Annotated in this window: 23 protein-coding genes and 1 tRNA gene; 9 read left to right on the top strand and 15 right to left on the bottom strand. The window is 58.5% G+C overall.

What is annotated here, in order from left to right; genetic code table 11:
• Nucleotides 1-6 precede the first annotated feature (6 nt).
• Complete coding sequence (locus V2S86_RS03285; protein WP_330761205.1) at nucleotides 7-1,632, bottom strand: TIGR04028 family ABC transporter substrate-binding protein; 1,626 nt, start codon at nucleotides 1,630-1,632, stop codon at nucleotides 7-9.
• Nucleotides 1,633-1,809: 177 nt separating this feature from the next.
• On the opposite strand from V2S86_RS03285, the gene V2S86_RS03280 reads away from it, so the two are divergent.
• Nucleotides 1,810-2,058, top strand: coding sequence for a hypothetical protein (locus tag V2S86_RS03280; RefSeq protein ID WP_006326502.1), 249 nt, complete (start codon nucleotides 1,810-1,812; stop codon nucleotides 2,056-2,058).
• A 15-nt stretch (nucleotides 2,059-2,073) separates the two neighbouring features.
• Here V2S86_RS03280 and V2S86_RS03275 read toward each other — a convergent pair whose 3' ends face one another.
• Complete coding sequence (locus V2S86_RS03275) at nucleotides 2,074-3,369, bottom strand: MFS transporter (RefSeq protein WP_330761204.1); 1,296 nt, start codon at nucleotides 3,367-3,369, stop codon at nucleotides 2,074-2,076.
• Between the two features lie 304 nt (nucleotides 3,370-3,673).
• Here V2S86_RS03275 and V2S86_RS03270 point away from each other — a divergent pair, with 304 nt between their 5' ends.
• Nucleotides 3,674-4,390, top strand: a complete 717-nt coding sequence (locus V2S86_RS03270; protein WP_330761203.1) for a FadR/GntR family transcriptional regulator — start codon at nucleotides 3,674-3,676, stop codon at nucleotides 4,388-4,390.
• Between the two features lie 38 nt (nucleotides 4,391-4,428).
• Here V2S86_RS03270 and V2S86_RS03265 read toward each other — a convergent pair whose 3' ends face one another.
• Nucleotides 4,429-5,682: an enolase C-terminal domain-like protein gene (locus V2S86_RS03265; protein WP_330761202.1), complete on the bottom strand. Its 1,254-nt coding sequence runs from the start codon at nucleotides 5,680-5,682 to the stop codon at nucleotides 4,429-4,431.
• A gap of 353 nt (nucleotides 5,683-6,035) precedes the next feature.
• On the opposite strand from V2S86_RS03265, the gene V2S86_RS03260 reads away from it, so the two are divergent.
• From V2S86_RS03260 to idnD, 3 genes are all read left to right on the top strand, one after another.
• Nucleotides 6,036-6,803 carry an SDR family oxidoreductase gene (locus V2S86_RS03260; protein ID WP_330761201.1) on the top strand — a complete coding sequence of 256 codons (768 nt, stop codon included), beginning with the start codon at nucleotides 6,036-6,038 and terminating at the stop codon, nucleotides 6,801-6,803.
• 100 nt (nucleotides 6,804-6,903) lie between these two features.
• Nucleotides 6,904-8,268: an MFS transporter gene (locus V2S86_RS03255; protein WP_330761200.1), complete on the top strand. Its 1,365-nt coding sequence runs from the start codon at nucleotides 6,904-6,906 to the stop codon at nucleotides 8,266-8,268.
• A complete protein-coding gene (gene idnD, locus V2S86_RS03250; protein ID WP_330761199.1) occupies nucleotides 8,268-9,314 on the top strand; it encodes an L-idonate 5-dehydrogenase in 1,047 nt (348 codons plus the stop codon). Before V2S86_RS03255 ends, idnD begins: the two co-directional genes overlap by 1 nt.
• A gap of 27 nt (nucleotides 9,315-9,341) precedes the next feature.
• On the opposite strand, the gene V2S86_RS03245 is transcribed toward idnD, so the two are convergent.
• The gene (locus tag V2S86_RS03245) at nucleotides 9,342-9,971 is read right to left on the bottom strand and encodes an alanyl-tRNA editing protein (RefSeq protein WP_330761198.1); all 630 of its coding nucleotides are present in this window, start codon (nucleotides 9,969-9,971) and stop codon (nucleotides 9,342-9,344) included.
• A gap of 88 nt (nucleotides 9,972-10,059) precedes the next feature.
• Between V2S86_RS03245 and V2S86_RS03240 the strand changes: the two genes are divergently transcribed.
• Nucleotides 10,060-10,995, top strand: coding sequence for a LysR family transcriptional regulator (locus tag V2S86_RS03240; protein WP_330761197.1), 936 nt, complete (start codon nucleotides 10,060-10,062; stop codon nucleotides 10,993-10,995).
• Here the strand turns inward: V2S86_RS03240 and alkB are convergent.
• Entirely contained in the window at nucleotides 10,978-11,625 is a 648-nt protein-coding gene (alkB, locus tag V2S86_RS03235) for a DNA oxidative demethylase AlkB (RefSeq protein WP_330761196.1), read from the bottom strand. The two genes, V2S86_RS03240 and alkB, sit on opposite strands and share 18 nt — an antisense overlap.
• Nucleotides 11,626-11,764: 139 nt before the next feature.
• On the opposite strand from alkB, the gene rarD reads away from it, so the two are divergent.
• Entirely contained in the window at nucleotides 11,765-12,649 is an 885-nt protein-coding gene (gene rarD / locus V2S86_RS03230; protein ID WP_330761195.1) for an EamA family transporter RarD, read from the top strand.
• Between the two features lie 27 nt (nucleotides 12,650-12,676).
• Here rarD and V2S86_RS03225 read toward each other — a convergent pair whose 3' ends face one another.
• The 9 genes from V2S86_RS03225 to citC all read right to left on the bottom strand — a co-directional run bounded on the left by V2S86_RS03225 (nucleotide 12,677) and on the right by citC (nucleotide 21,598).
• Entirely contained in the window at nucleotides 12,677-13,432 is a 756-nt protein-coding gene (locus V2S86_RS03225) for a 4'-phosphopantetheinyl transferase family protein (RefSeq protein ID WP_330761194.1), read from the bottom strand.
• 45 nt (nucleotides 13,433-13,477) lie between these two features.
• A complete protein-coding gene (gene agp, locus V2S86_RS03220) occupies nucleotides 13,478-14,707 on the bottom strand; it encodes a bifunctional glucose-1-phosphatase/inositol phosphatase (protein WP_330761193.1) in 1,230 nt (409 codons plus the stop codon).
• A gap of 143 nt (nucleotides 14,708-14,850) precedes the next feature.
• Nucleotides 14,851-16,314 (bottom strand): anion permease, encoded by a 1,464-nt coding sequence (locus tag V2S86_RS03215; RefSeq protein WP_330761192.1) that lies wholly within the window; start codon nucleotides 16,312-16,314, stop codon nucleotides 14,851-14,853.
• A gap of 48 nt (nucleotides 16,315-16,362) precedes the next feature.
• The gene (gene citG, locus V2S86_RS03210) at nucleotides 16,363-17,280 is read right to left on the bottom strand and encodes a triphosphoribosyl-dephospho-CoA synthase CitG (protein WP_330761191.1); all 918 of its coding nucleotides are present in this window, start codon (nucleotides 17,278-17,280) and stop codon (nucleotides 16,363-16,365) included.
• Nucleotides 17,258-17,806 (bottom strand): citrate lyase holo-[acyl-carrier protein] synthase, encoded by a 549-nt coding sequence (gene citX / locus V2S86_RS03205; protein ID WP_330761190.1) that lies wholly within the window; start codon nucleotides 17,804-17,806, stop codon nucleotides 17,258-17,260. Before citX ends, citG begins: the two co-directional genes overlap by 23 nt.
• Before the next feature lie 4 nt (nucleotides 17,807-17,810).
• Entirely contained in the window at nucleotides 17,811-19,316 is a 1,506-nt protein-coding gene (gene citF / locus V2S86_RS03200) for a citrate lyase subunit alpha (protein ID WP_330761189.1), read from the bottom strand.
• Entirely contained in the window at nucleotides 19,316-20,236 is a 921-nt protein-coding gene (citE, locus tag V2S86_RS03195) for a citrate (pro-3S)-lyase subunit beta (protein ID WP_330761188.1), read from the bottom strand. Before citE ends, citF begins: the two co-directional genes overlap by 1 nt.
• Nucleotides 20,220-20,528 carry a citrate lyase acyl carrier protein gene (gene citD, locus V2S86_RS03190; RefSeq protein WP_330761187.1) on the bottom strand — a complete coding sequence of 103 codons (309 nt, stop codon included), beginning with the start codon at nucleotides 20,526-20,528 and terminating at the stop codon, nucleotides 20,220-20,222. The genes citE and citD overlap by 17 nt, the downstream gene beginning before the upstream one ends.
• Nucleotides 20,529-20,539: 11 nt before the next feature.
• Nucleotides 20,540-21,598 (bottom strand): [citrate (pro-3S)-lyase] ligase, encoded by a 1,059-nt coding sequence (gene citC, locus V2S86_RS03185; RefSeq protein WP_330761186.1) that lies wholly within the window; start codon nucleotides 21,596-21,598, stop codon nucleotides 20,540-20,542.
• Nucleotides 21,599-21,910: 312 nt separating this feature from the next.
• On the opposite strand from citC, the gene dpiA reads away from it, so the two are divergent.
• Entirely contained in the window at nucleotides 21,911-22,597 is a 687-nt protein-coding gene (gene dpiA / locus V2S86_RS03180; protein WP_330761185.1) for a two-component response regulator DpiA, read from the top strand.
• A gap of 220 nt (nucleotides 22,598-22,817) precedes the next feature.
• Nucleotides 22,818-22,893 (top strand) — tRNA-Asn (locus tag V2S86_RS03175).
• Nucleotides 22,894-22,949: 56 nt separating this feature from the next.
• Here V2S86_RS03175 and V2S86_RS03170 read toward each other — a convergent pair.
• Complete coding sequence (locus V2S86_RS03170; protein WP_330761184.1) at nucleotides 22,950-23,939, bottom strand: isopenicillin N synthase family dioxygenase; 990 nt, start codon at nucleotides 23,937-23,939, stop codon at nucleotides 22,950-22,952.
• Nucleotides 23,940-23,948: the final 9 nt, after the last annotated feature.

Below are 23,948 nucleotides of genomic sequence, written 5' to 3'. Positions count from 1 at the left end.
GCCTCCTTAATGTTTCTCTAACCAGGCGCCATAGAAACTCGGGCGGCCGACCGCTTCAAAACTGACGCCCTTCAGATAAGGCGCGCCGGCAAACACCTGCGGCTCCTCAAAGAACGGGATCACATAGGCCTGATCGAGCAGGTAGTTTTGCGCCTCGCCGGCGATTTGCAGGCGTTTTTGCGCATCGACCTCGGAGGCGATGCCCAGCAGCAGCGCGTTCAGCTTGTCATCGCTGAATTGGCTGTTCTTGCCGCTGCCGCCCTTTTGCAACAGCGCATCGCGGTTGGTCGGGTAGAACTGGCTTTTAATCACGTCGGGATCGGCGCGGCCCACTTCCACCACCGTCGCCGGGGTTTTCTGCGGATCGAGGTTATCCGCCACCCGGCTTCCGGCGTCGCCGGCCAGGATGTTCAGCCGCGCACCCACCTTGCCCCACTGTTGCGACACCAGCTGCAGCACCGCCTTGTTCTGGGGCTGCGGCAGGGATTCATACACATTCAGCAGCAGTTTTTTACCTTCTTTCTCGCGCAGGCCGTCGCTGCCCTTTTTCCAGCCGGCTTCATCCAGCAGGCGGTTGGCTAACTGCGGATCGAACTTGAGCTTGTCGGACAGATCGACAAAACCGGCGGCGGACGAGGCGATGACCGATTTGGCCTGCGGGTAATTGGCCGAGAACAGCGTATCGACGATTTGCTTGCTGTCGGTGGCATGCAGCAGCGCCTGGCGCACCCGCAGGTCGCTCACCAGCGGATTGTCCGGCCGGAAAGCAACGCTGTCGTTAACGCCACGCGTCGGGGCAGCGTAAATCGTGAACCCCTGATCCTGCGTCTGCTTCTCGTCATAAGCCTGAATTTGGCGAATAAAGTCCGCCTGGCCGGCCTGCAACGCGCCAATGCGCACGCTGTCTTCCCCGGTGACGATCACCTTGATGCCGTCGAGATTGGCGCGCCCCTGCTGCGCCAGTTTGGCCGGCCCCCAGGCGTAATCCTTGCGTACGCTAAGATCCACTTCGCGCCCCAGCGTTTCGCCGCTGACCACGAACGGGCCGGAGCCGATGATATGGCGCGCGTCGCCGAGTTCATCGTAACTGCGATTCAGGGTGCTGAGGGACACCAGCCCCGAGCCGATGGTGGCGGTGCCCTGCAGGAAGCCCGGCGATGAACGTTTGAAGTAAAATTTGACGGTCAGCGGATCTATCACTTCGCTGCGGTCGTAGTTGTTGATCACCTCCGACACCGGCAGGCGTTTGTCTTTATTGCCCAGGCCGTAGGTATCGAAATTCTTCGCCACCGCGTTGGCATCCAGCGGCGTGCCATCGGAGAAGGTCACACCCGGGCGCAGTTTGAAGGTGTATTCGGTTTTGTCGGCGTTGCTGCTCCAGGATTCGGCGATCCACGGCTCAATCTCCAGCGTTTTCGGGTTCTGATAGGTCAGTTTGTCGGTGATCTGGTTGAGGATGCCGCCGTTGGGGTAGAAACCGCCGGAAGGCGGGTAAAGGTTGGTGTGCGCCTGCTGCTCCAGGTAAACCAACGTGCCGCCCTGCACCGCCGCCAGCGCCGGATGAACGCTCGCCGCCAAGCCCAATGCCACTGCTATCCCACCGGTTAATGTGTTGAAAGAGAACTTAAACATAGATTTGCCACGCCTTCTTTATTTCTGAACGTTATGGGTGAGATAACAAACCAAATCGGCGGGGAGTTGAACGAACTAATTTCGCTAACCAAGGGTGGAAAACGCACAAGGCGCTCTGTCTTGGCAGAATCGAGGTAATGTTATAGTGTAGCAAAAACCAAAATCAGGAGAGCCAGGATGAAAATTCAACTCTCGCTGCTGTTCCTTGGCCTGCTGGCCGGGCGGGCTGCCGCGTTTCAGTCGAAGGTGCCGGAACCGCAGCCAGAACAGGCGCGTGCGGCGGAAACTACCCTCGAGACTATGTTCTATGGTTTTCACGCGATGGATGCGCAGGCGGTCAACATCGGCACCTGCGCAGCATTGCCGCAGGCCGGATGCCAGTGCGCTTTCTGCACCCAGCTGCGACAGGCCGGGCCGGCGAAATGACCGCCCGGCCTGACCTTATCGGCAGGCCGCGGCGTCAGGCGCGCCAATCCGCGGCGCCGGGTTGGAGAAACGGGTCAGCGCCGTCAGCGCCACCGCGATTATCAGCGACGAGCCCATAAAGACGTAAGACGCCTGCGGCCCCTGCGTAATGCCATTGAGATAGCCGACAATCCAGGCGCCAACAAATGATCCCAATGCGCCGAAACTGACGATGAATGCCATCGCCCCCGCCATCACGTTCCGCGGCAGCAACTCCGGGATCGCCGCAAAGAACGGGCCATACGGCGTATACATCGCCCCGCCGGCTATCATCAGCAGCACATAAGACAGCCAGAAATGATGGGCACCGAGCGTGAAGGACGCGCAAAAACATACTGCGCCCAATCCCAGAAACAGCAGCACTACCGGTTTGCGTTGCTGATATTTATCAGAGAAGTAGGATGCACTGAGCATGAGCGGCACCGCCAGCAGATAGGGCGCGGCGGACAACCAGCCGGTAGCGACGATGCCCATGCCGGAGGCCGTTTTCAACATCGACGGCAACCACATGATGAAACCGTACATGCCGATATTCCAGAAGAAATGAATAAACGACAGCGCCAAAACTTTGCGGGAACGGAATGCCTCACCGTAATTTTTAATCGGTTGCATGCCAGTCTGTTCAGCGGCCAGCGCAGCCTCGAGGTCGGCTTTTTCCTGCTTGCTGAGCCAAGTGGCATCTTTTGGCCGATCGACAAATATTACCCACCAGATTGCCGCCCAGATAATCGCCGGCACCCCTTCAATGATGAACATGCCGCGCCAGCCGAAGGCATCGACCAAATAACCGGACAGGATCGACATCCACAGCACGGTGATTGGATTCCCCAGGAACAGGAAGGTATTGGCTTTCGACCTCTCCTGCTTGGTGAACCAATGGCTGAGGAATACCAACATCGCCGGCATCACGACACTCTCCGCCACCCCGAGCAGGAAGCGGATAACGGCCAAAGTCGCCACATTGCTGACCAAGCCGGTGGCCGTGGCCAAAATCCCCCACAGCACCAGGCTCCAAAAAATCAGCGCCTTAGCGCTGCGTTTCTCGGCGTAAATGCCGCCAGGCACCTGGAAAAAGAAATAACCGAGGAAGAACAAGGCTCCCAGCAGTGACGACATGCCGGGCGTAATATTGAGATCCTGTGCCAGCCCTGCCGCTGCGCCAAAACCGTAGTTGGCGCGATCGAGGTAGGCCAGGCTATAGGTGATAAAAGCCAGTGGGATAAGCTTTCGCCAGCGGATTGGCGCCAGTTTGACGGGTAAATTGATGTTCATGTGAGTTTTCCCAAGGGAGGTTTAATGAATACCGGTCCATACGGCAGACAGGGTTTTTCTGTTTATCATTTTAAAAAACCACATGTCACACCACTACTTGTATGACATCCTTCAAGATCAAAAATGAATCACTGTTGCGCCACAATCAATCGCCAGTGCCGTAAATTGAAATGGCGATCACAAAATAAATTTATGACGCCTTGGCGGGGTCCAGCCACGCAAAAATGCGGTGAAAAACTTCACACCTGTAGCGCGGCGTGCTATACCACAGGCATGTTGTAGGACAACTTATGCGACGGATATCATGAGTCTTCAATCAATCCAAAAACACAACGTGGTCAACGCGGTTTACGAACAAATTAAAGAAAAACTGTTGGACGGCAGTTGGCCGCCGGGGAGCAAACTGCCTTCGGAAGCCGAACTGACCGCCTCTTTCAACGTCAGCCGGGTCAGCATTCGCAGCGCGGTGCAGCGGCTGCGCGATCTGGGCATTGTGGTGACCCATCAAGGCAAAGGCAGCTTCGTCGCCAAACACCTTAATCCGCAGAACCTGTTCAACGAACAACAACCCATCATGCACCTCAGCCGTGAAGAGTTTCACGACATGATGGTGTTCCGCCAAACGGTAGAGTTCAAATGCATGGAGCTGGCGGTATTAAACGCCACACCGGAAGACATCACCGCGCTGGAACAGGCGCTGAACCGCATGCTGGTCAACAAGGACGATTACAAGAAGTACTCCCAGGCCGATTTCGAGTTTCATCTCGCGATCGCCAAAGCGTCGCAGAACAAAGTGTTCTACAACGTGATGCACTCTATCAAAGACACCTATTACTACTATCTGGAAGAACTGAACCGGGCACTGGGCATCTCGCTGGAAAGCGTCGAGGCGCACATCAAGGTGTTTATGGCGATTAAAAACCGCGACTCTTCTACCGCCGTTGCGGTACTCAATGAAGCGATGGCGGAGAACGTCATCGCCATCGAAAAACTCAAACAGACAGCATCGGGTGCCGAGTGACTCGCTTGAGGGCGTAATAAATGCGCCCTCAAGCGATGTTAAGGCCGGGATGCCGTGCCGTCCGGCGTGCGCGCCAGCGTCCAGGACGGAATGCCGCCAATGCACGGATACTGCGCCGCTTTTTTCTCATCGATATCGATGCCCAACCCTGGGCGATCGCTCAGGTAGGCGTAACCCCGCTCAATGTCCGGGCAACCGGTGAACACCTCGCGCAGCGCGTCATTCATCGGCGTGTACTCTTGAATACCGAAATTGGTGAGGCTCATGTCCAGGTGCAGGTTAGCCGCTACGCCGACCGGCGAAATATCCCCCGGCCCGTGCCATGCGGTACGTACCCCGTGGATTTCACTCAACGTCGCCAATTTTTTGGCCGGGGTTATGCCGCCGATGGTGCTGACGTGACAGCGGATGTAATCGATCAGATTGTGGGTAATCAGCGTCCTCCAGTCATTGACGTTGGTAAACAACTCCCCCATTGAGATCGGCGTAGAGGACTGTTGACGCAGCATTTTCAACCAATCGATATTTTCCGGCGCCACCGGATCTTCCAGATAAAACAGCTGGTACTGTTCCAGCGTTTTAGCCAGTTGAATGGCCGCGATCGGCGTCACCCGCTCATGCACATCGTGGATAAACTCGATGCCGAACCCCAGCTTGTCGCGCAAATGTTCAAACAGACGCGGCACACTTCGCACGTAGGCGTCCGGATCAAAATAAATGCCCGGCGTGCTGCTGCGCGGCGAGCGTTTGGGTTGAATGTTTTTTGCCCGCGCCAACTGAGTGGCGATCAGCTTCAGGTCATCCGTCCCCGCCCCGCCGTACATCCCCATCTGGCAACGCACGTATTGGTAACCCTCTTCCATACGCGCACGAATGTTGTCTTCCACCTCGAACTCATCGCTGCCGTCGGTGTGGCAATACAGCGGAATGCCATCGCGACACTGCCCCCCCAGCAATTCATACACCGGTAAACCGGCGACCTTGCCTTTGATATCCCACAGCGCCATGTCGACGCCGGACAGCGCATTATTCATGATCGGCCCGCTGCGCCAGTAGCCGCTTACGCAGGCGGAGTGCCAGATATCCTCGATCCGCGCCGGATCCTTACCGATTAAAAACGGCGCCATGTAGTCGTCTATTGCCGTTTTCACCGCATGTATACGTTGAGTGAAAGTCGCGCACCCCAGCCCATACAGCCCAGGTTGGTTGGTCTCTACCTTCACTACCGCCAGATCGATGCCGCCCGGGGCGGTGAGAATGGTTTTCACGCCGGTGATTTTTAGATTGCCCACTGGAAACTCCTTTGATCGCAAACTTATAAGTTGTCCTACAAGGTAAAGGACTTATATCACCGATGGCGCAAGCCCTAAAGCGCCAATTAAAAATTATGTGCGCTGCGTCATACTGTAAAATACAGACAAAATAACTAATTGTTTTATATGCAATTTAAAAACACACCTTCCCACAATGAAATTTTCTTTTGTGATCGAAGTTTCAAAAACCGTTTAACCGCATTGATTTCCATCAAGGCTTACCGCAATTTTAATATGAATGATGTCATACAAGCTGTTGGTGCAACATTTCGCATAATGCCCCAACGGCCCGGCAGGCATCAGGATCATTTAACCAACCATAAGGGGTTGATATGTCTGCTCTGTTTGATTTAACGGGGAAAACGGCGCTGGTGACCGGTTCCACCCGCGGATTAGGTTTTTCCTACGCTGAGGGGCTGGCTGCGGCCGGTGCCGGCGTTATCCTCAACGGCACCCAACCCGCGACGGTGCAGGCTGCGGTCGAACGCTTGCAATCGCAAGGCCATCGGGCACGCGGTTTTGCTTTTGACGTGACCGATGAACAAGCCATCGAAGCGGTGTTCAACCAGCTCGATCGGGAGCACGTCGAAGTCGACATCGTGATCAACAATGCCGGCATTCAATATCGTAAACCGCTGGTCGATCTGGAGCTGGCACAGTGGCAACGCGTGCTCGATACCAACCTGACCAGCGCCTTTATCGTTGCCCGTGCCGCCGCAAAGCGGATGATCGCCCGCGGCAAGGGCGGAAAAATCATTAATATCGGCTCGCTGACCAGCCAGGCGGCCCGCGCGACGGTAGCGCCTTATACCGCCGCCAAGGGCGGCATCAAGATGCTGACCTGCTCAATGGCGGCCGAATGGGCCGAATTTAACATTCAGTCCAATGCCATTGGCCCAGGTTATATTCTGACCGATATGAATGCCGCGTTGGTTGACAACCCAGCCTTCGACAGCTGGGTGAAAGCCAGCAATCCCTCAAAGCGCTGGGGCAAGCCGGAGGAGTTGATCGGCACCGCCGTCTATCTGGCTTCCGATGCGTCCAATTACGTTAACGGGCAAATCATTTACGTCGATGGCGGTTGGCTTGCCGTGTTGTAATTTTCCGCACAACCTCTGACTGCGCATTGACTCACGGCACTTATATCGCCCTGCACCCAATAAAACCTATAAAAACCAGCCCACTGACCAGGACAAAAAAATGAAAGCAACAAAGTCGCGATTCTTTATTCTGTCGCTGTTGTTTATCGTCACGGCAATAAATTATATGGACCGGGCCAACCTGTCCGTCGCCGGCAGCAAGATTCAGTCCGAATTCGATCTCAGCGCCACCCAGTTGGGGTTGCTGTTTTCCATGTTTACCTGGTTTTACGCCGCCAGCCAGATCCCGGTCGGTTACGTGCTGGATCGCATCGGCTCGCGCATTCTGTACGGCAGCGCCATTATTTTATGGAGCCTGTTTACCTTCATGATGGGGTTTGCCTCGCACCATTTATTCGCCACCGCGACCGCGTCATTCCTGATGTTGCTGGCCTGCCGGGCGCTGATTGGCGTTGCCGAAGCCCCTTCCTTCCCGTCCAACACCAAGATCATCGCCAGTTGGTTTCCCGACCATGAGCGTGCGCGCGCCACGGCCATTTACTCCAGTGCGCAGTATATCGGTCTGGCGCTGTTGACCCCGGCGCTCTCCTACATAGTGGCGGAATACGGTTGGGAGATGTCGTTCTATCTGTCCGGCGGCGTCGGCATTCTGTTCGGCATCTATTGGCTGATCGCCTACCGCGATCCGCAGCACAGCCGCAAAACCAATCAGCGGGAGCTGGATTACATTCGCGAAGGTGGCGGTTACGGCTCCAAAAACCAGGCTAACGTCAGCGAAAAAGTGCGCTGGAGCGATATCGCCTTCTTCCTGAAACAGCGCACCATTTGGGGATTGTTCATCGCCCAGTTCGCTTGTTCCTCCACGCTCTATTTCTTCCTGACCTGGTTTATCGTCTATCTGGAAAAAGGGCTGCACCTGCCGATCGCCAAAGCCGGGCTGGGCGCGTCCTTCCCCTACCTGATGGCGATGGCCGGCGTGCTGTGCGGCGGAACGCTGAGCGATATGTTGCTGAAAAAAGGCAAATCCCGCACCTTCGCCCGTAAACTGCCGGTCATGTCGGGTCTGTTCCTGACCATGATTATCTGCCTGGTCAACTTTTTCGAGAACCAACCGGTGATCGCCATCGCCATTTTGTCCATCGCCTTCTTCGCCAACGCCTTCTCCAATTTGGGCTGGGTGGTCTGGAGCGACGTGATCCCGCGCAATTTCATCGGCACCATGGGCGGCTGTCTGAACATCTGCGGCAACCTTTCCGGCATCGTCAGCCCGATCGTCATTGGCGTCATTTTGCAACGCACCAATAACTTCCACTACGCGATGTGGTATATCGCCGCCGTCGCGCTAATGGGCCTGCTGGCGTATACCTTCCTGGTCGGCAAGATTGAGGTGATCGTTCCCCCGAAACCGGAGACACCTTTACCGCCGCAATCCAACGCGGACCTTCACAACATTGAGGCAAAATAATGAGCAAAAAGACCCTAAGCTGCAAAGCCTGCTTCGCCTACGGTGAAAAAGACGTGCGCGTTGAGCTGCGCGAGCTGGAATACGATGAGAATGACGTGTTGGTGAAGGTGGAACGCGGCGGCATCTGCGGCTCCGATATCCATTATTACCAGCACGGCCGCGCCGGCATGTCGGTCCTCAAACAGCCTATGGTGGTCGGGCATGAATTCGTCGGCACCATCAGCCAGGCCCCCGCCGGATCGGCACTGCGGGTGGGGCAGCGAGTGGCGGTCAACCCATCGCAACCCTGCAATCATTGCGAATACTGCCTGGCGGGCAAACAAAACCTGTGCGCTACCATGCGCTTTATGGGCAGTGCGCAGTTTAATCCGCACGTTAACGGCGGTTTTTCCGAATACGTGGTGGCAACGGAACAACAATGCATTCCTTACCGCGATAACGTCGCGCCACAGGTGATGGCCTTTGCCGAACCGCTGGCGGTTGCCATTCATGCAGTCAACGTTGCCGGTACGCTGGTGGGGAAACGCGTGCTGGTGATAGGCGCAGGCCCCATCGGCTGCCTGATCTTGGCCGCTGCGCGCAGTGCCGGCGCGTCCGAGCTGGTCGCCTCCGATGTCAGTGACCGTTGCCTGACGCTGGCCCGGCAAATGGGCGCCACCGCCACCTTCAACCCGCTGAATGAGGGCAGTGCTGCGCCTTATCAGGACAACAAAGGCTATTTCGACGTGGTGTTTGAAGCCTCCGGCAGCCCGGCGGCCATAGCCTCAACCGTGGCCCTGGCCCGCCCCGCCGGCACCGTGGTGCAAGTGGGCATGGGCGCCAACAGCGTCGATTATCCGGTCATGCCGATGCTGGTGAAGGAGATCCGTTGGATCGGTTCGTTCCGCTTTATCGACGAGTTCGCTACCGCCGTTAAATGGTTGCAGGACGGCCGCATCGATCCGCTGCCCCTGCTCAGCGGCGAATACCCACCGGAAGCGATTGAAAATGCGCTGATCGCCGCCGCCGACAAAAATCTGTCTTCCAAGGTGCAAATTCGATTCTGACCGAGTTATCGCCAGGGCTGAGCCTGCTCAGCCCATTTCATACTGCACAATCAACTGCCCTTTTTTCATCTTCACCGCCGTGATGGTCACCGCGCCCAGCTCGCTCAACGAGGCCACGTGGGTACCGCCGCAGCCGTAAACGGGCAGATCGCCGAAACCCACCTGACGCACACCGTCAACGTCCAGTTGCCTGCGCGGCAAATTGGCCGCGATCAGCCGTTGCAGTTCCGCCTGCAGGGCACCTTGCTCCAGCGTTTGCGGGTCTGCGCCCGGCGCAAAGGTGATGCGCCCTTCGCCCGGCCAATGGTGCGCCTTCACCGGTTGCCAGCCGTGGTTTTCGCCTACCCAGCCAATCAGGTGGCCGGCGGAATGCCAGCGGGCGTGCAACCGGCGGCGCTCGCCATCCACCTGTTGGTTCACCGGCCCGGCGCTCACGGGTTCGGCGGTGAAATGCAGCACCTTATCGCCCTGCTGCGCCACGCGCAGTACCGGGATGGCGCCGAGAGCGCCGGTATCGGCCTGTTGCCCGCCGCCCTGCGGGTGGAACAGCGTCGCGCTCAGTTCCACGGCATAGCCGCCGTCTTCGACCGGGGTACAGGCCAACACCTGCGTTTCGCCCCGTAGCTCGTCGCTGTAATAATAAAGTCGTTCGGTCATGGCTTTCTCCTGGTTACGGAACTCTGCCTAGTATATTCATGCCATAATCAAAGGATAATCCGTCTTCTTTACAATGGACCTTTGCGTTGTGAGCACAAATCTATCCCATTCTCTGCTGGCCGAAATGGCCGTTTTCGTTCAGGTGGTAGAGAGCGGCAGTTTCTCCGCCGCCGCCCGCCTGCTGGGCACCTCGCCCTCAGCCACCAGCCGCAGCGTGGCGAATCTCGAACAAGCGCTGGCGCTGCAACTGCTGCACCGCACTACCCGCAAGTTGCGCCTGAGCGAACAGGGCGAAGAAGCCTTCCTGCGCTGCCGCAACATGCTGGAGGCCGCGCATTCGGTGATGGAAATCAGCGGCCAGGGCGCCGCAGAACCGGAAGGCTTGATCAGCGTCAGCGTCCCCAAAGCGGTGGGCCGCTTCGTGCTGCACCCGCATATCCCGGCATTCTTGCGCCGCTACCCCAAGGTGGACGTGCGTCTGCGGCTGGAAGACCGCTATATGGACCTGATTGACGATAGGGTCGATCTGGCGTTACGCATTACCGATCGCCCGTCGCCTGGGCTTATCGGCCGCCAGCTGATGACGATAGAACACCTGTTGTGCGCCACGCCGGAGTATCTGGCGCAGCACGGCACACCGCAGCAGCCGCAGGATTTGGCGCAGCACAGCTGCATTTATCTGGGGGAAACGCCCAATGACGCCCGCTGGAAATTCCGCCGCAGCGGCAAAGCGGTCACGGTGAACGTGCGCGGGCGCTATGCCGCCAACCATACCGGCGTGCGGCTGGATGCGGTGAAACAACACCTCGGCATCGGCAGCCTGCCCTATTTTACCGCCCGGCAGGCGCTGGGCAGCGGGGAAGTGGTGCAGGTGTTGCCGGAGTGGGATTTCCTCAGCAGCTACCACGGCGGCCTGTGGCTGCTGTATGCCCCCAACCAGCATCTGCCGCCGAAACTGCGGGTGTTTATCGATTATCTGGTCGCCTGCCTGGCCAAAGAGCCGCAGCTAAAGCGCCTTGCGTAAGGTGATGTTGATCCTGTGCGGCCCCACCAGCGAATGGTAACCCTCTTTGATCGGCATAATGCCGTGAAAGCACAACCGCGACGGACCGCCCCACACGACGACGTCGCCGTGCGCCAGTGGAATGCGCTGGGCTCGGTCACTGCGCTGCATGCCGCCGAACTGAAACACCGCCGGTAATCCCAGTGAGACCGACACGATCGGTGAGCCAAAATCATGCTCGTCTTTATCCTGATGCAACGACAGCTTGCTGCCGGGATCGTAGCGGTTTATCAGGCATGAATCCGGCACGAACGACGCAAAGCCTGCCTGTTGCGCCGCTTCGTCCGCCAGCGCCATAAAAATAGCCGGGATGGGCGGCCAACGTTTGCCGCTGCGCGAATCGCGCTCGGAGTAACGGTAGCCGCGGCTGTCGCTGCTCCAGCCGTTGCCGCACCAGCTCATCGCCACCGACATCACATGGCCGCCCGGCGTGGTCATGTGCCGCCACGGCACCTGCGCGATCACCCCCTTTACCGCCGCCAGCAGCTCCGGCCCGTGGTCGCGCACAAAACCGTGCATCACCACCGCGCCCGGAGCGATCTGCTCGCGCCACGGCGGCGGCACGGCGTCTTCGAAAAGATCCAGAGTCATTGCTCAATGCCTGTATGAATACCCAGTATTTATTTTAACTCGCCGCCGCCGATTGTCCAGCGTGATGCGCGCCATTGTTGTCGGCACCAAACTTCTCTAGAGTACCCGCAATGAAATCAATAACCTTTCAGGATCGCACGTGATTAAAGGGATCGTTCTTTCGGTTGTCGCCTCGGTATTGTTCGGCGTGATGTATTACTACACCTCCACGCTGGCCCCGCTCGACGGCGAGCAGGTCTTCGGCTGGCGTACCCTGCTGACGGTGCCTTTCCTGACGCTATTCATGATTTTTTCCGCCGACTGGCGCCGGGTGAGCGAGACGCTGCGCTGGGTTAAGCAGCGGCCGCATCGCCTGCTGTTTCTGCCGTTGAGTTCCGCGCTGCTGGGGGTTCAGCTGTGGCTGTTCCTGTGGGCGCCGCTGCACGGCAAGGCGCTGGAGGTGTCGCTCGGTTATTTCCTGCTGCCGCTGACCATGGTGCTGGCGGGGCGAGTGATTTTCCTCGATCGTCTTTCACTGCTGCAAAAGCTGGCGGTGGGTTGCGCCATTATCGGCGTCGGCAACGCGCTGTATCAGGTGGGCGGCGTCTCCTGGGCGACGCTGGTGGTGGCGTTGGGATACCCGGTTTACTTTATTCTGCGTCGGCGTTGCGGCACCGATAACCTCGGCGGGCTGTGGTGCGAACTGGCGCTGATGCTGCCGGTCGCCGGCTGGTTCGCCTTTGGCGGAAGCGGTCCGCAGGCCGCATTGGCCACTCATCCGCTGCTGTATGTGCAGATCCCGCTGTTGGGGATTCTCAGTGCCTCGGCGTTGGTGTGTTATATCCTGGCCAGCCGCCTGCTGCCGTTCAGCCTGTTTGGCCTGCTGAGCTACGTGGAGCCGGTGCTGTTGGTGGTGGTGGCGTTGCTGCTTGGCGAGAGTATCGGCCGCGACGAATGGCTGACCTATATTCCGATCTGGCTGGCGGTGCTGTTATTGGTGGCGGAAGGTACGCGTCATCTGTTGCATCGCCGACAGAGACCGTGACGGCGTCACGTGAATCATTTATTTGATTTATAAATAGATAAATGTAGTTACGGCGTCACCTTCATGCCAGTAACGCCCGCTGAAACGGCGGCCGACGTGGCAATGCGCCGTGAGTGTTTTAAGCAGTTGCAGTTCAAAGGTCTGTTGTTGCGTATCTATCGCCACCATCCGCGCATCGAGAAAATCAAAGTAGCAGCGCACCTGCGGATAAAGGGTTTTGAACAGGCTCTCTTTGGCGGAGAACGCCAGCGTCAGCAGTTGGTTAAACGCCTGCGGCCGCTGGCGCAGCGTTGCGCACTCTTCTTCGCCGACGATGGCGGTCCACAGTTCTTCGGCCCGTTCAGCCGGGATCAGCGTTTCAACGTCCAGCCCCACGCCACCCAGCCCGCTTTCCCGATGCACCGCGCACAGCGCGGTATCCGCATTATGGCTGAGCGCACCGGCAATTCCCTGCGGCCACTGCGGCGCACGGTCTTCTCCTCGCTGCAGGGTAAAATCCGCAAACCCCAACGGCGCCAGCAATGCCCGCGCCAGGTAGCGCCCGGCCAGATACTCCGCCCGCCGCTTCGGTACCGCACGCGCCAGATGATCGGGGAGAGCCATGCCGACGTCGCCGAAACAGCGGTCCTGATAGTCCGCCAGGGAAAAGCGGCAACGGGCGACCTGCCCCGGATATCCGTCCAGGTTCAGCCATTCGAGTGTGGAGATAAAAGAAGAGAACACTTGTCGTCCAGGGTGAGTGTGCAGGCCGCTAATTTTAGACGCCAGATGGACCGGCAACAACGATTATTCCTCTCCCCCCCAACCGGAGGGAGAGGAACGGAAGGGTTACAGAATATCTTTCATGGTTTTTTCGAAATCGCTCCAGGCACAGAAGCCCTGTTTATCCACCGGGCAACCTTCCAGCGCCAGCGTCACGCGCTGCGGCGGGGTTTTCAGCGTAAGCTTATCGGCATTGCGCAGTTGGTCCGCGGACTGGTAGACATACTCAATCTTCAGCAGGTCGCGATCGTTTTTCTTATCGTGCCAGCGCTGGAACACCAGTTTGCCGCCAATCGGCGTTTTCTCATACTGATGCGGCAGTTGATAAGGCTTGAAGCGCATCGCCGACAACAGCGAAGCGATGTTGGAGTCATGGCCCACCAGCACCGTGAGCTTCGGCGCATCCGGTTTGCGTTCGCCAATCAAGGCGCCGTTGATGTAGGTCAGCAGCGGTTTGGCGACGTTCTGCGCCACCACCGGCGAGGTGAACAGCGAGTCCTGGTAGCCGTCTTTCAACTGTGCCAGCTGTTTCCACTGTTGCGGCGTGGTGATTTTGCCCCAGGCCACGTCCTTCATCGGGAAGCCTTCGTAATATTGCAGCATGAAGGCGTCCACCAGCGAGTTCCCCACCCGCAGCGGGCCGGCGACGCCCGGCTCTTTGCCCGGCACCGCGCTCATCTTGCTGGCTTCTTTGGTCAGATCGCAGTGCTTGTCGGTCTTGCAGGCGCTGGAATCTTTGTAATCGATGATTTTCGCCAGTTGCTTGTAGGCCGCATCCAGCTTCAGCGAAGCCAGCTCGGTGTTCATCGCCCCCAGCGCCTGTTGGTTGAAGGCTTCGCTGTTGTCGGTGATGATCGGGTTGAAGGTAGGGTCCATTTCCCCCATTTTGTCCTGGTGATGCACGCTGATGTCGCAGCCGGGGAACGCACCGTTGGTAAAGAACTGCGCGGTCGCGACCGTGCGTTGCAGGCTATTGGCGTAAACGTAAACGCTGCCGGCGGTCGGGCAACCTTCCTGCGGCAATACGCCGGCCTGCTTGAGCCACTCGTTGAAATAGTGGCCCATATACACTTCCAGCACCCCGCCCTTGGTGGTCAACAGGCCACCCGGCGTGTCCCAGGCCGGCCAGGCTTTGGGGGTGGATTGCGCCAGCACGCTGCCGTTATTGGCCAGCGGCGCGCGCAGGTTGTGGCGGCTCATCATCAGCACCTGTTCCAGCTGATAGTCGTTGGTTTCCGCCAGGGCATTCCCAGTCAACAATAAGGGCAAACACAGCAATAACGTTTTTCTTCTCATCCGCAGAGGCTCCCGGAAAGTGATTATTTTGAATATGTTAGCTTTCGCCTCGCTATGATGGAGAGGTTATCCGGTGAAGTGTGTGATGGGTATCACGGGGAGAGGATCCAACAAGCGGCCATCCGCAGATGGCCGCAGGCAACTCAGTACCACAATCGCAGGATAGGCCATCCGATTAACAGCAGCGCGGCGATATACACCACGCCCAGAATGCCGCCCATCCGCCAGTAATCTTTCGATTTCACATAACCGCAGCCGTAGATAATCACCCCCGGCCCGGTGGCGTACGGCGTCAACACGCCCATGATGCCGATCGACAACACCAGCAGCATCGAAAGTTGCTCCATCGGTACGCCAGGCAGCCCTTTGCCGACCGCCAGGATCACCGGCAGCAGGGTGGCGGTATGCGCCGACAGGCTGGCGAACAGGTAGTGGGCAAAGTAGAACACCAGCACCAGCGCCACCACCGTCATGTTCGGCGAGAAACCGTCCAGGTGGGTGCTCATGGTCTGGGCGAACCAGTCGATAAAGCCGGAGCGCGTCAGGCCATTGGCCATCACCACCAACGTCGCCAGGTTAACCAGCGTGTTCCAGGCGCTGGAGTATTTGGTGATATCCTTCCACGACACCACGTGCAGCGCCAGCATCAGCGAGACCGCCAGCAGGCAGACCGTGGTGGCGTCCAGCCACTTGCCGCCGAACACCCACAGGCTAAGGCTGAACAACACCAGGCCAATCAGGGTGCACTCCTTGCGCGTCAGCTTGCCCATTTCACCCAGCGCGGTGTTGGCCCAGGTAGCCACTTCGCTGCTGTGGGTCACGCCCGGTTTGTACAGGTAATAGGAAATCAACGGCGCGACAATCAGCAGCAATAGCCCGACCGGCAGGAAGGCCAGGAACCACTGCATCCAACTGATGTGCACCCCGGCGATTTTGCCGACAAACTCAATCCCCAATACGTTGGGCGCCGCACCGGTGACGAACATCGACGAGCTGATGCTGGTGCCGACCACCATCATCCACATCAGGTAGCCGCCAATACGCCGCGATGAAGGGTCGTTGGGGAAGGAGTCGAACAGCGGCGGCAGGTTTTTTACTACCGGGAACACCGTGCCGCCGGTGCGTGCGGTGTTGGACGGGGTAAACGGCGCCAGCAGGATATCGATGATCACCACCGCGTAGCCGAGCGTCAGGGTGCGCTTGCCCATAAACTTCACCAGGAACAGTGCGATACGCCGCCCCAGCCCGGTGGCCTCGTAGCCCAGCGCAAAGATGAACGCACCGAATACCAGCCAGACGGTGGTGCTGGAGAAGCCCGCCAACCCCCATTTCAACGCCTCTTTACCGGCCTTGAAACCCGGCTCCGCCAGCTCCTGCGCGCCAAACAGCACCCAGTTGGCGCTGAGTACGCTGAGAGTCACGGCGATAAAGCTGATGGCGGTCGCCGGGATCGGCTCCAGGATCATGCCGACAATCATCGCCACAAAGATGGCGAAATAGCGCCAGGCCTGCGGCGGCATGCCGTCGGGCGTGGGTATCAATAGCAGGATCGCGAGCACCAGCAGCGGCGCTATCGCTTTCCAGATTTTTTCCTGGGTTTGAGACATAAGACTCTCCTGAAGACGGGTTATTTTTTTGGCTATACCCGGTGGATTTCACGTTGCCGCTTGAATGGCCACAGGGATATCGGAATGCGGTAATTGCGCCAGCAGCCAGGTGACGATCAACAGATCGGCGCTGCCGCCAGGGCTGAGGTGGCGACGGATGCAGTCGGCGTCGAACTGCCGCAGCCGTTGTCTGCCCCGTGCGCCCTCTGCCCCGCCCTGCGCCAGCAGCCCGCCGGCATGCCGCTGCAACCAGCGCAGCCCGGCCAGGCCGCCGCGCGAGGCGACGTTGGTGTCCTGGTTGTGGGCCATCAGCCACAACAGGCTGTCCATCAGCGCCGTTTGCTCATCGCAGCCCGCCTTCAGCCGTTGTCGGTAGAACGGCAACGCGCCGTTGATCACCAGCCTAAAACCGGACTCCGCCTCGCCGCGTGCGCCGCTCAGGCCATGTTCGGCAAACAACCGCTGGCCGGCGGTCTGCAATGTGTTGCGGGTCTGCAGCTCGCGTGCCACCAGCCCACGACACATGGCCGCCACCTCGACGCACAGCGTTGCGGCATCGATCTTCTTTTGCTGCTGATAACGGCGGCCAAAAGCGGCGCACAGCAGGCCGAGGGAAAACACGCTGCCTTTATGGGTGTTGACGCCGCCGGTGGCCTTGAACATATGGTTTTCGCAGGCCAGGCCCAGCGGACGCAGCCGCAAAAGCTGTTCGACGGCCGGGCGGGCGGCATCGTCGCAGCCCTGCTGAATAAAACGCGGCAGCCAAATGCCGATAGCGCGGGCACTGCGATAAAAGTGACCGAGGTTCATATCCCGGTGAGCGCCATTGTTATGCCGATCCACCAGCCCCGGTTTGGGCGTGAGGTTCACTTCCACCAGCAGTGCGCGGTAGGCGGTGCGGGCGAAATCCTGTACCGCCGTTGGCGGCGCGCACATGACAGGCTTAACGGACTGAGAGCGCATCATTGAGCATCCTTTCCATTTGCTGCAGCAATTGTTCGCTGCCGTGCCGCCGTTGGCGGGCGCACAGTTTGGCCGACTGGCCGCACAACAGGCAGCGACGTTCCGCCAGCCCCAGATCGCGCCGCGACAAAATACGCCCCTGGGTGTCCAACACGTCGATATCCCACAGCCGGCCAATCGGCTGTTGCACTTCTAACTGCATGGCGCAGTCTTTCACCCGCTGGGCATCGGCCTGCAACGCCAGAAAACCTTCGCAGCCGGTGGCGAGTGCCAGCGTTTCGGCCTGCAGACAGCGCCAACCTTGCTCGCGCCATAGCTGTTGCAGTGCCTGCCAGCCGAGGTTGAAGATGTTGCGCGTCAGCGCACTGTCTTTTCGCGCACCGGGCACGACCAGCGTCAGTACCAGCAGCGTAGATTGATGGCGCGTCAGCCATGCCTGTTGGCGCGCCTGGCGGCAATCGCGGCTGGTGAGCAGCTCCGGCAGGCTTACGGCGCGGTTGGCGGCCAGTTCGGGGGCAACGTAAGCCATAGGGTTACTCCGCCACCTGATGCACCACATCGATCACCGAACCGTCGCGGTAGCGCACCACCGCCACCACCTTATCGGTAAAAGCGATCGGCTCAGGCTCGCCGGTCAGCAGCAAAGCGCGGCGGCGCAGCCCGTCGATACCGACCACCGGCAAACCGGCCTCCTGCAACCGCTGCGCCAGCTCCGGGCGCGCCGGGTTGACGGCAATACCGTGATCGGTAACCAAAATGTCGATGCTGGAGCCTGGGGTCACGCAGGTAGTCACCTGCTCCACCAGCGTCGGAATGCGCCCACGCACCAGCGGCGCCACGATAATCGCCAGCCGCGCCGCCGCTGCGGTGTCGCAGTGGCCGCCGGAAGCGCCGCGCAGCAGCCCATCGGAGCCGGTCAGCACGTTGACGTTAAAACCGGTGTCGATTTCCAGCGCGCTCAGCACCACCACGTCGAGCCTGTCGACCGAAGCGCCCTTCGAGCTGAAGTTGGCGTACTGGTTGGCGCTGATCTCAATGTGGTGGGGATTGCGCGCCAAAGACATCGCCGCCGCGCGGTCAAAGCTCTGCACGTCCAGCAGCCGGGCAATCAGCCCCTTTTCATGCAGCTCCACCATGGTCGAGGTGATGCCGCCGAGGGCGAAACCGGCGCGAACGCCGCGTGCACGCATTTTGTCTTCCAGGAAGCGCGTGACCGCCAACGAAGCGCCGCCGGTACCGGTTTGCAGCGAAAAACCTTCGGTAAAGTAGCCGGACCCGGCAATCACCTCGGCGGCGCGACGGGCGATCAGCAACTCACGCGGGTTGGAAGTCATGCGCGTGGCGTCGGCACCGATCTTGTCGGCGTCCCCCACTCGCTCCAGTTGAACAATCAGATCCACCCGATCCTGCGCCAGGCTGGCCGGATGGTGCGGGTAAGGCACTATCGATTCGGTTAACAGCACCACGGTGCCCGCCGCTTCGGCATCCACTTTGGCATAACCGAGCGAGCCGCAGCAGGCTTCGCCGCTGTAGCCGTTGGCATTGCCAAACTCGTCGCAGGCCGGCACGCCGAGGAAGGCGACGTCAATCTTCAGTTCGCCGGACTCGATCAGGTTGACCCGGCCACCGTGGGAATGGATTTGTACCGGTTCGGCCAGCAGGCCGCGTGAAATCGCTTCCGCCAACGGGCCGCGCAGGCCCGACGTGTAGAGGCGGCTCACCACCCCGTGACGAATGTGGCCGACCAGCGGCGCGTGGCATTCGCTCAGCGAACTGGAAGCCAGCGTCAGATTGCGAAACCCCATCGCCGCCAGCGTCTCCATCACCTGATTCAGCGCCAGATCGCCGCCGCGAAACGCATGGTGGAAGGAGATGGTCATACCGTCCTGTAACCCGCTGCGGCGCACCGCCTGTTCCAGCGTGTCGCAGCGTTTACCGTCACGCGGTTTGCGCGCCTGTTGATTGGCCTTGGAGGCATCCTGATAGCAACGCAGGTCCGCCAGGTTGTTCAGGGTCATCAGTCGTTGTTGACGTTTCATTATGCTTCCTCTTTCTGCTGAACCGACGCTTCGCGGATGCCGGAAAGCGCCGCACGTTTCAGCACCAACCGAGCGCGTTCAATCACCGGGCTGTCGACCATTTTGCCGTTGAGCGACACCACCCCGCGCCCTTCCCGCTCTGCCGCTGCGGCGGCGTCCACCACCCGCTGGGCTTGGGCCACCTCTTTGGCGGTCGGCGCATACAGGTTGTGCAGCAGCTCGATCTGTCGGGGGTTGATCAGGGATTTACCGTCGAAACCGAGCTGTTTGATCAATGCCGCTTCCTGGAGGAATCCGGCTTCGTTGTTGGCGTCGGAATACACGGTGTCGAACGCCTGAATGCCGGCGGCTCGCGCCGCCTGCAACAACGAGCAACGTGCAAACAGCAGTTCGATACCCTCTGGCGAACGCTCGGTGCGCAGGTTGCGCACGTAGTCCTCCGCGCCCAGGGCAATGCCGATCAGGCGCGGCGAGGCATGGGCAATCGCCACCGCGTGGGTGATGCCCGCCGCCGATTCAATCGCCGCCAGCAGGCCGGTGCTGCCGACCGGGCGGCCGCAGTCGGCTTCGATGGCGGCAATTTCGCGTTCCATCTCCACGACGTCCTGCGCGCTGTCGGTTTTCGGCAGGCGCACGATATCCACCCCGCCGCGCACCACCGCCTGGAGATCCGCCAGCCCGTAGGCGGAATCCAGCGCGTTGACCCGCACTATGGTTTCCACTTCCCGGTACAAAGGATGTTGCAGCGCGTGGTACACCAGCCGCCGCGCCGCGTCTTTTTCACGCAGGATCACCGAGTCTTCCAGATCGAACATCAGTGCATCGGCCTGATAGATAAAGGCGTTGCTCACCATGGCCGCGTTGGCGCCGGGAACGAACAGCATGCTGCGGCGCAGGCGGTGTTTATTCAGCGTTTTCATCACAGGCCCCCCACGGCAGTTGGCCATTGTCGCTGGCGCGCATCAGCGCGGTTTCCAACCGGGCGCGCAGCACGCAGTCGAGCGCGCCTTTGTCGTCCACCATCACCTGCGCCGGCTCCACCTGATAACGCAACAGCACCTCAAGCAACGTTTGGCGGATGGCTTGGCCGAACTGTTTTTCCACGCTGCTGGCGATCAGCAGATCGTGATCCGGCCCCTCGGCGGGTGCGATGCGCACCATGACATCGCTGGATTCCAGCGTGCCGGCCACTGCTTCTCGGATAATTTTCATCGTTCACCTGATTATGCGGATTCAAAGGGTTTGGCCGCCGGTTTGGCCCGGCGCTGCGTTTGCAAATCTTGCAGGTAATAAAGGGTATCTGGCGGTACCAGCGGCGCGGCGGCGTGGAAATCACCCGCCGCCAGCAACTTGCGCACCCAGGAGGCGGAGATCGCCGTGCCCTGATATTGCAAACGCTCAATTTCCACCAGGGCGATCGGCGGGCTGGGCAGCTCTGGCGTTTCCAGCCAATAGCGCATATCGCGGTTGTACTTGGCCGTGACCGCGCAGAACGGCTCGTTGCCGACAAAACGGTGGGTAATGCCCAGCGCGGGCGCCAGGTACTGCCGAAAGATCTTCAGATCGATCTCGGTGTAACAGTCATCGGCAATACCCTGATCTTTAATGAAGTAACAAGGGAAAGTGGCGCGGGATATGACGTATTGCGATCCTTCGTGCACCTTCAGGTTGGCGATATCAGCAGTGCCCGCCAGCACCAGCCGCCGCCGGTCCTCATAGCTGAAACGCGAGGTGTCTTCTTTCACCAGAAACAGGTGCAGCCAGTCGCATTTCGCCGCCGCCTGGCGCACCAGATATTGATGGCCGCGGGTAAAAGGATTGGCATTCATCACGATGCTGCCGATGCGCTTGCCTGGCCGCCGCTGGCCCGCCAACTGGGCCGCGTAGCGTTTCAGGCGGCATGGGCTGTTTTCCATCAGCACCACGATGCCCGGCACGCGGGCTATCGGGTAGAAGCCGCACTGGCGGAACAACGGCTCATTTTGCAGTTTGGTGTAGATAAACAGTTGGGTGTAATGACGTTCATAGGCCAGGTTCACCAGTTCGGTCGCCAGCGTAAGCGCCAGCCCTTCGCCACGCATTTGCGGGCTGATGGCGACGCATTTGATAATATTCTCTGCGATGCCGCCGCAGGCGACCAACTTATCGTCCTGAGTCACGGTAATAAAAACCTCTACCGTAGTATCAATATTCAGATCGTTACTGCGCAGAAAAGCATTAATCTGCGCAATCTCTTTATGATCTGATCTTTTCACCCGATGAAATACAGCGCCGCCCAACATAATTGTCTCTCTGGAATAACCAATAAATAACAAAAAACCATTTTAATTAACATTAACAAGCATAAATAAAACCTTTAAAACCATAAAGTTGAAATTAAAAATGGCGATAGATTTATTTAATGACGCTATGGTAAACAGAAAAAAAACGTGAATTATTGACCTATTTCACAAACACTCATTCGTGAATAAGTTATTTAATGTTTTTTATTTACTTAATTATTTTTATGGTGTTTATTCATAAAGCGCCGTTTATTTTCAGACGCGACTAACTTACATTAATTTTGCATCTTTATTGCAAGTATGGGTTTAATTATGGAATGGTTAAATATTCTGATCGTCGAAGATGAAACACCGCTGGCGGAGATGCACGCAGAGTTCATCAAGCAGAACGGCGGCGGCCGGCAAATCTGGTTGGCCGGCACGCTGGGGCAGGCGCGCATGATGGTGGAGCGGTTCAGGCCGGATCTGATCCTGCTGGACAATTTCCTGCCTGACGGCCAGGGCATTGAACTGTTGCGCGAGTTGACCCTGAACGGCTACACGGGCGGCATCGTGTTTATCACCGCCGCCAGTGACATGGATACGGTAGCCGAAGCGCTGCGTTACGGGGTGTTCGATTACCTGATCAAACCCCTGGCCTATGACCGGTTGGCCGGTACCCTGTTGCGGTTCAGCCAGCGGCGCCAGGCGCTGAAAGATAACGCACGCCTTAACCAGCGCCGTATTGACGATATGTTCAATACCTATTCGCGCAGTGAACAACAAGCAGCTTTGCCGGCGGGGATTGATGAACTCACGCTGGAAAAAATACGTACCTTGTTCGACCCACCTTCAGCCCATCACACCGCCGAAAGCGTGGCGAAAAATATGGGGTTAAGCCGCACCACCGCACGCCGTTATCTGGAGTTTGCCACTGCCGCCCAGCAGCTCCGCGCCGAGATCATTTACGGCAAGGTTGGCCGTCCACAGCGGATTTACCGCGCCAAAACCGAGGATTAAGCGATTATTCGGCTCGCCACGCAGGATTGAAGGTAACCCATTTATTTCTCTTCGCCCGCACCGATTCGGGCATTAATGCAGAGACCGCGTGAAGTATGACGGGAAAAATCTGCCAAAAGCTCAACGGGTTGCGCATTCTGTAAGCAAACAGTCACAGAATGTGTAATCCGCCTTTGACATGCCGCCGACACCCCGTTAAGATTGCGGCCGTTCACACAATTCCTCTGTAGTTCAGTCGGTAGAACGGCGGACTGTTAATCCGTATGTCACTGGTTCGAGTCCAGTCAGAGGAGCCATATTAGAGAAGCCCGCTCAGGGAAACCCGAGCGGGCTTTTTGCTTTTCAGCTCTATTTATCCTTTCGCAAAGTTCGCCTGAATGCGCTGTTGCAGATAGTCTTCGGCGCTGATGGCCGGATATTTCGCCTGCGGGCCCAGAATTTCGACGTCTTTGTTAGCCTGGCAGAAAAATGCCAGGCTGTAGCGCGCACCCTGATATTCGCCGGGCAGAGGGCTTCTGACACGATGGAAATTTGACGGCAGCCTATCGTCGCTCCAGCGCATCAGCATGTCGCCGATATTGCAGGTGATCACGTCTTCACGCGGTTCGATGCTGGTCCACTGCTGGCTTTCGCGATCCTTACCCGGACAAACCTGCAATCCGCCCTGGCCTGGACGCTGGAAAAGCAGCGTCAGGCAGTCGAAATCCGTATGCGCACCCGCGCGCCACATCCCCTGCTCCGACTGTTCAGTGGCATAGTAGTGCAGCATGCGCAGCGTACTCTGGTAGGTTTGCTGGTCCGGATTATGTGCCTGTTCGAAAAAGTGCTCAGGGAAGCCCAGTTTGAGCGCAAAACAGGAAAGCAATTTCATGCCCAACTGCCAGCACTGGGATTCAAAGCCCAGCATGGTCTGTTTAAACGCCGGCAGTTCCTGTTCACTCGGCCACAGCGGCTGCATCAGCGGACGGGTGATCTGGTAAGACTCTTTCTGGTCCGGCGTTCTGGTTGACGGACGCACCTGAGACTTATTCTCCCAGCCGGCGTTACGAGCCAGCGGATATTGCGCTTTTACCTCGTCGGGCAGCGAGAAGAAATCTTCTGTCATACTGAAGGCCAGACGGATATCGCTCAGCGCAATGCCGTGATTACTGACCTGAAAGAAGCCAATTTCCACGGCTGCACTCCAGAGCTCGTCGGCAATCTCACTTTTACGGTTTTCGAAATCTGACAAGTCTATGCAACGAACTTCACGGGCAAACGTCTCTTCACCCATTGCGCCCATTCCCGCTTCTTTTTCCAGCTCCTGCAATGCATAGCCTTCTGTTTGTGTAGATTGAGTCATTTTTCTTAT

This window comes from Serratia sp. C2(1), assembly GCF_036352655.1.
Taxonomy (GTDB): domain Bacteria; phylum Pseudomonadota; class Gammaproteobacteria; order Enterobacterales; family Enterobacteriaceae; genus Serratia; species Serratia inhibens.
Note: the sequence above shows the minus strand (reverse complement) of the source record. Positions and strands in the feature narration are given on the sequence as shown.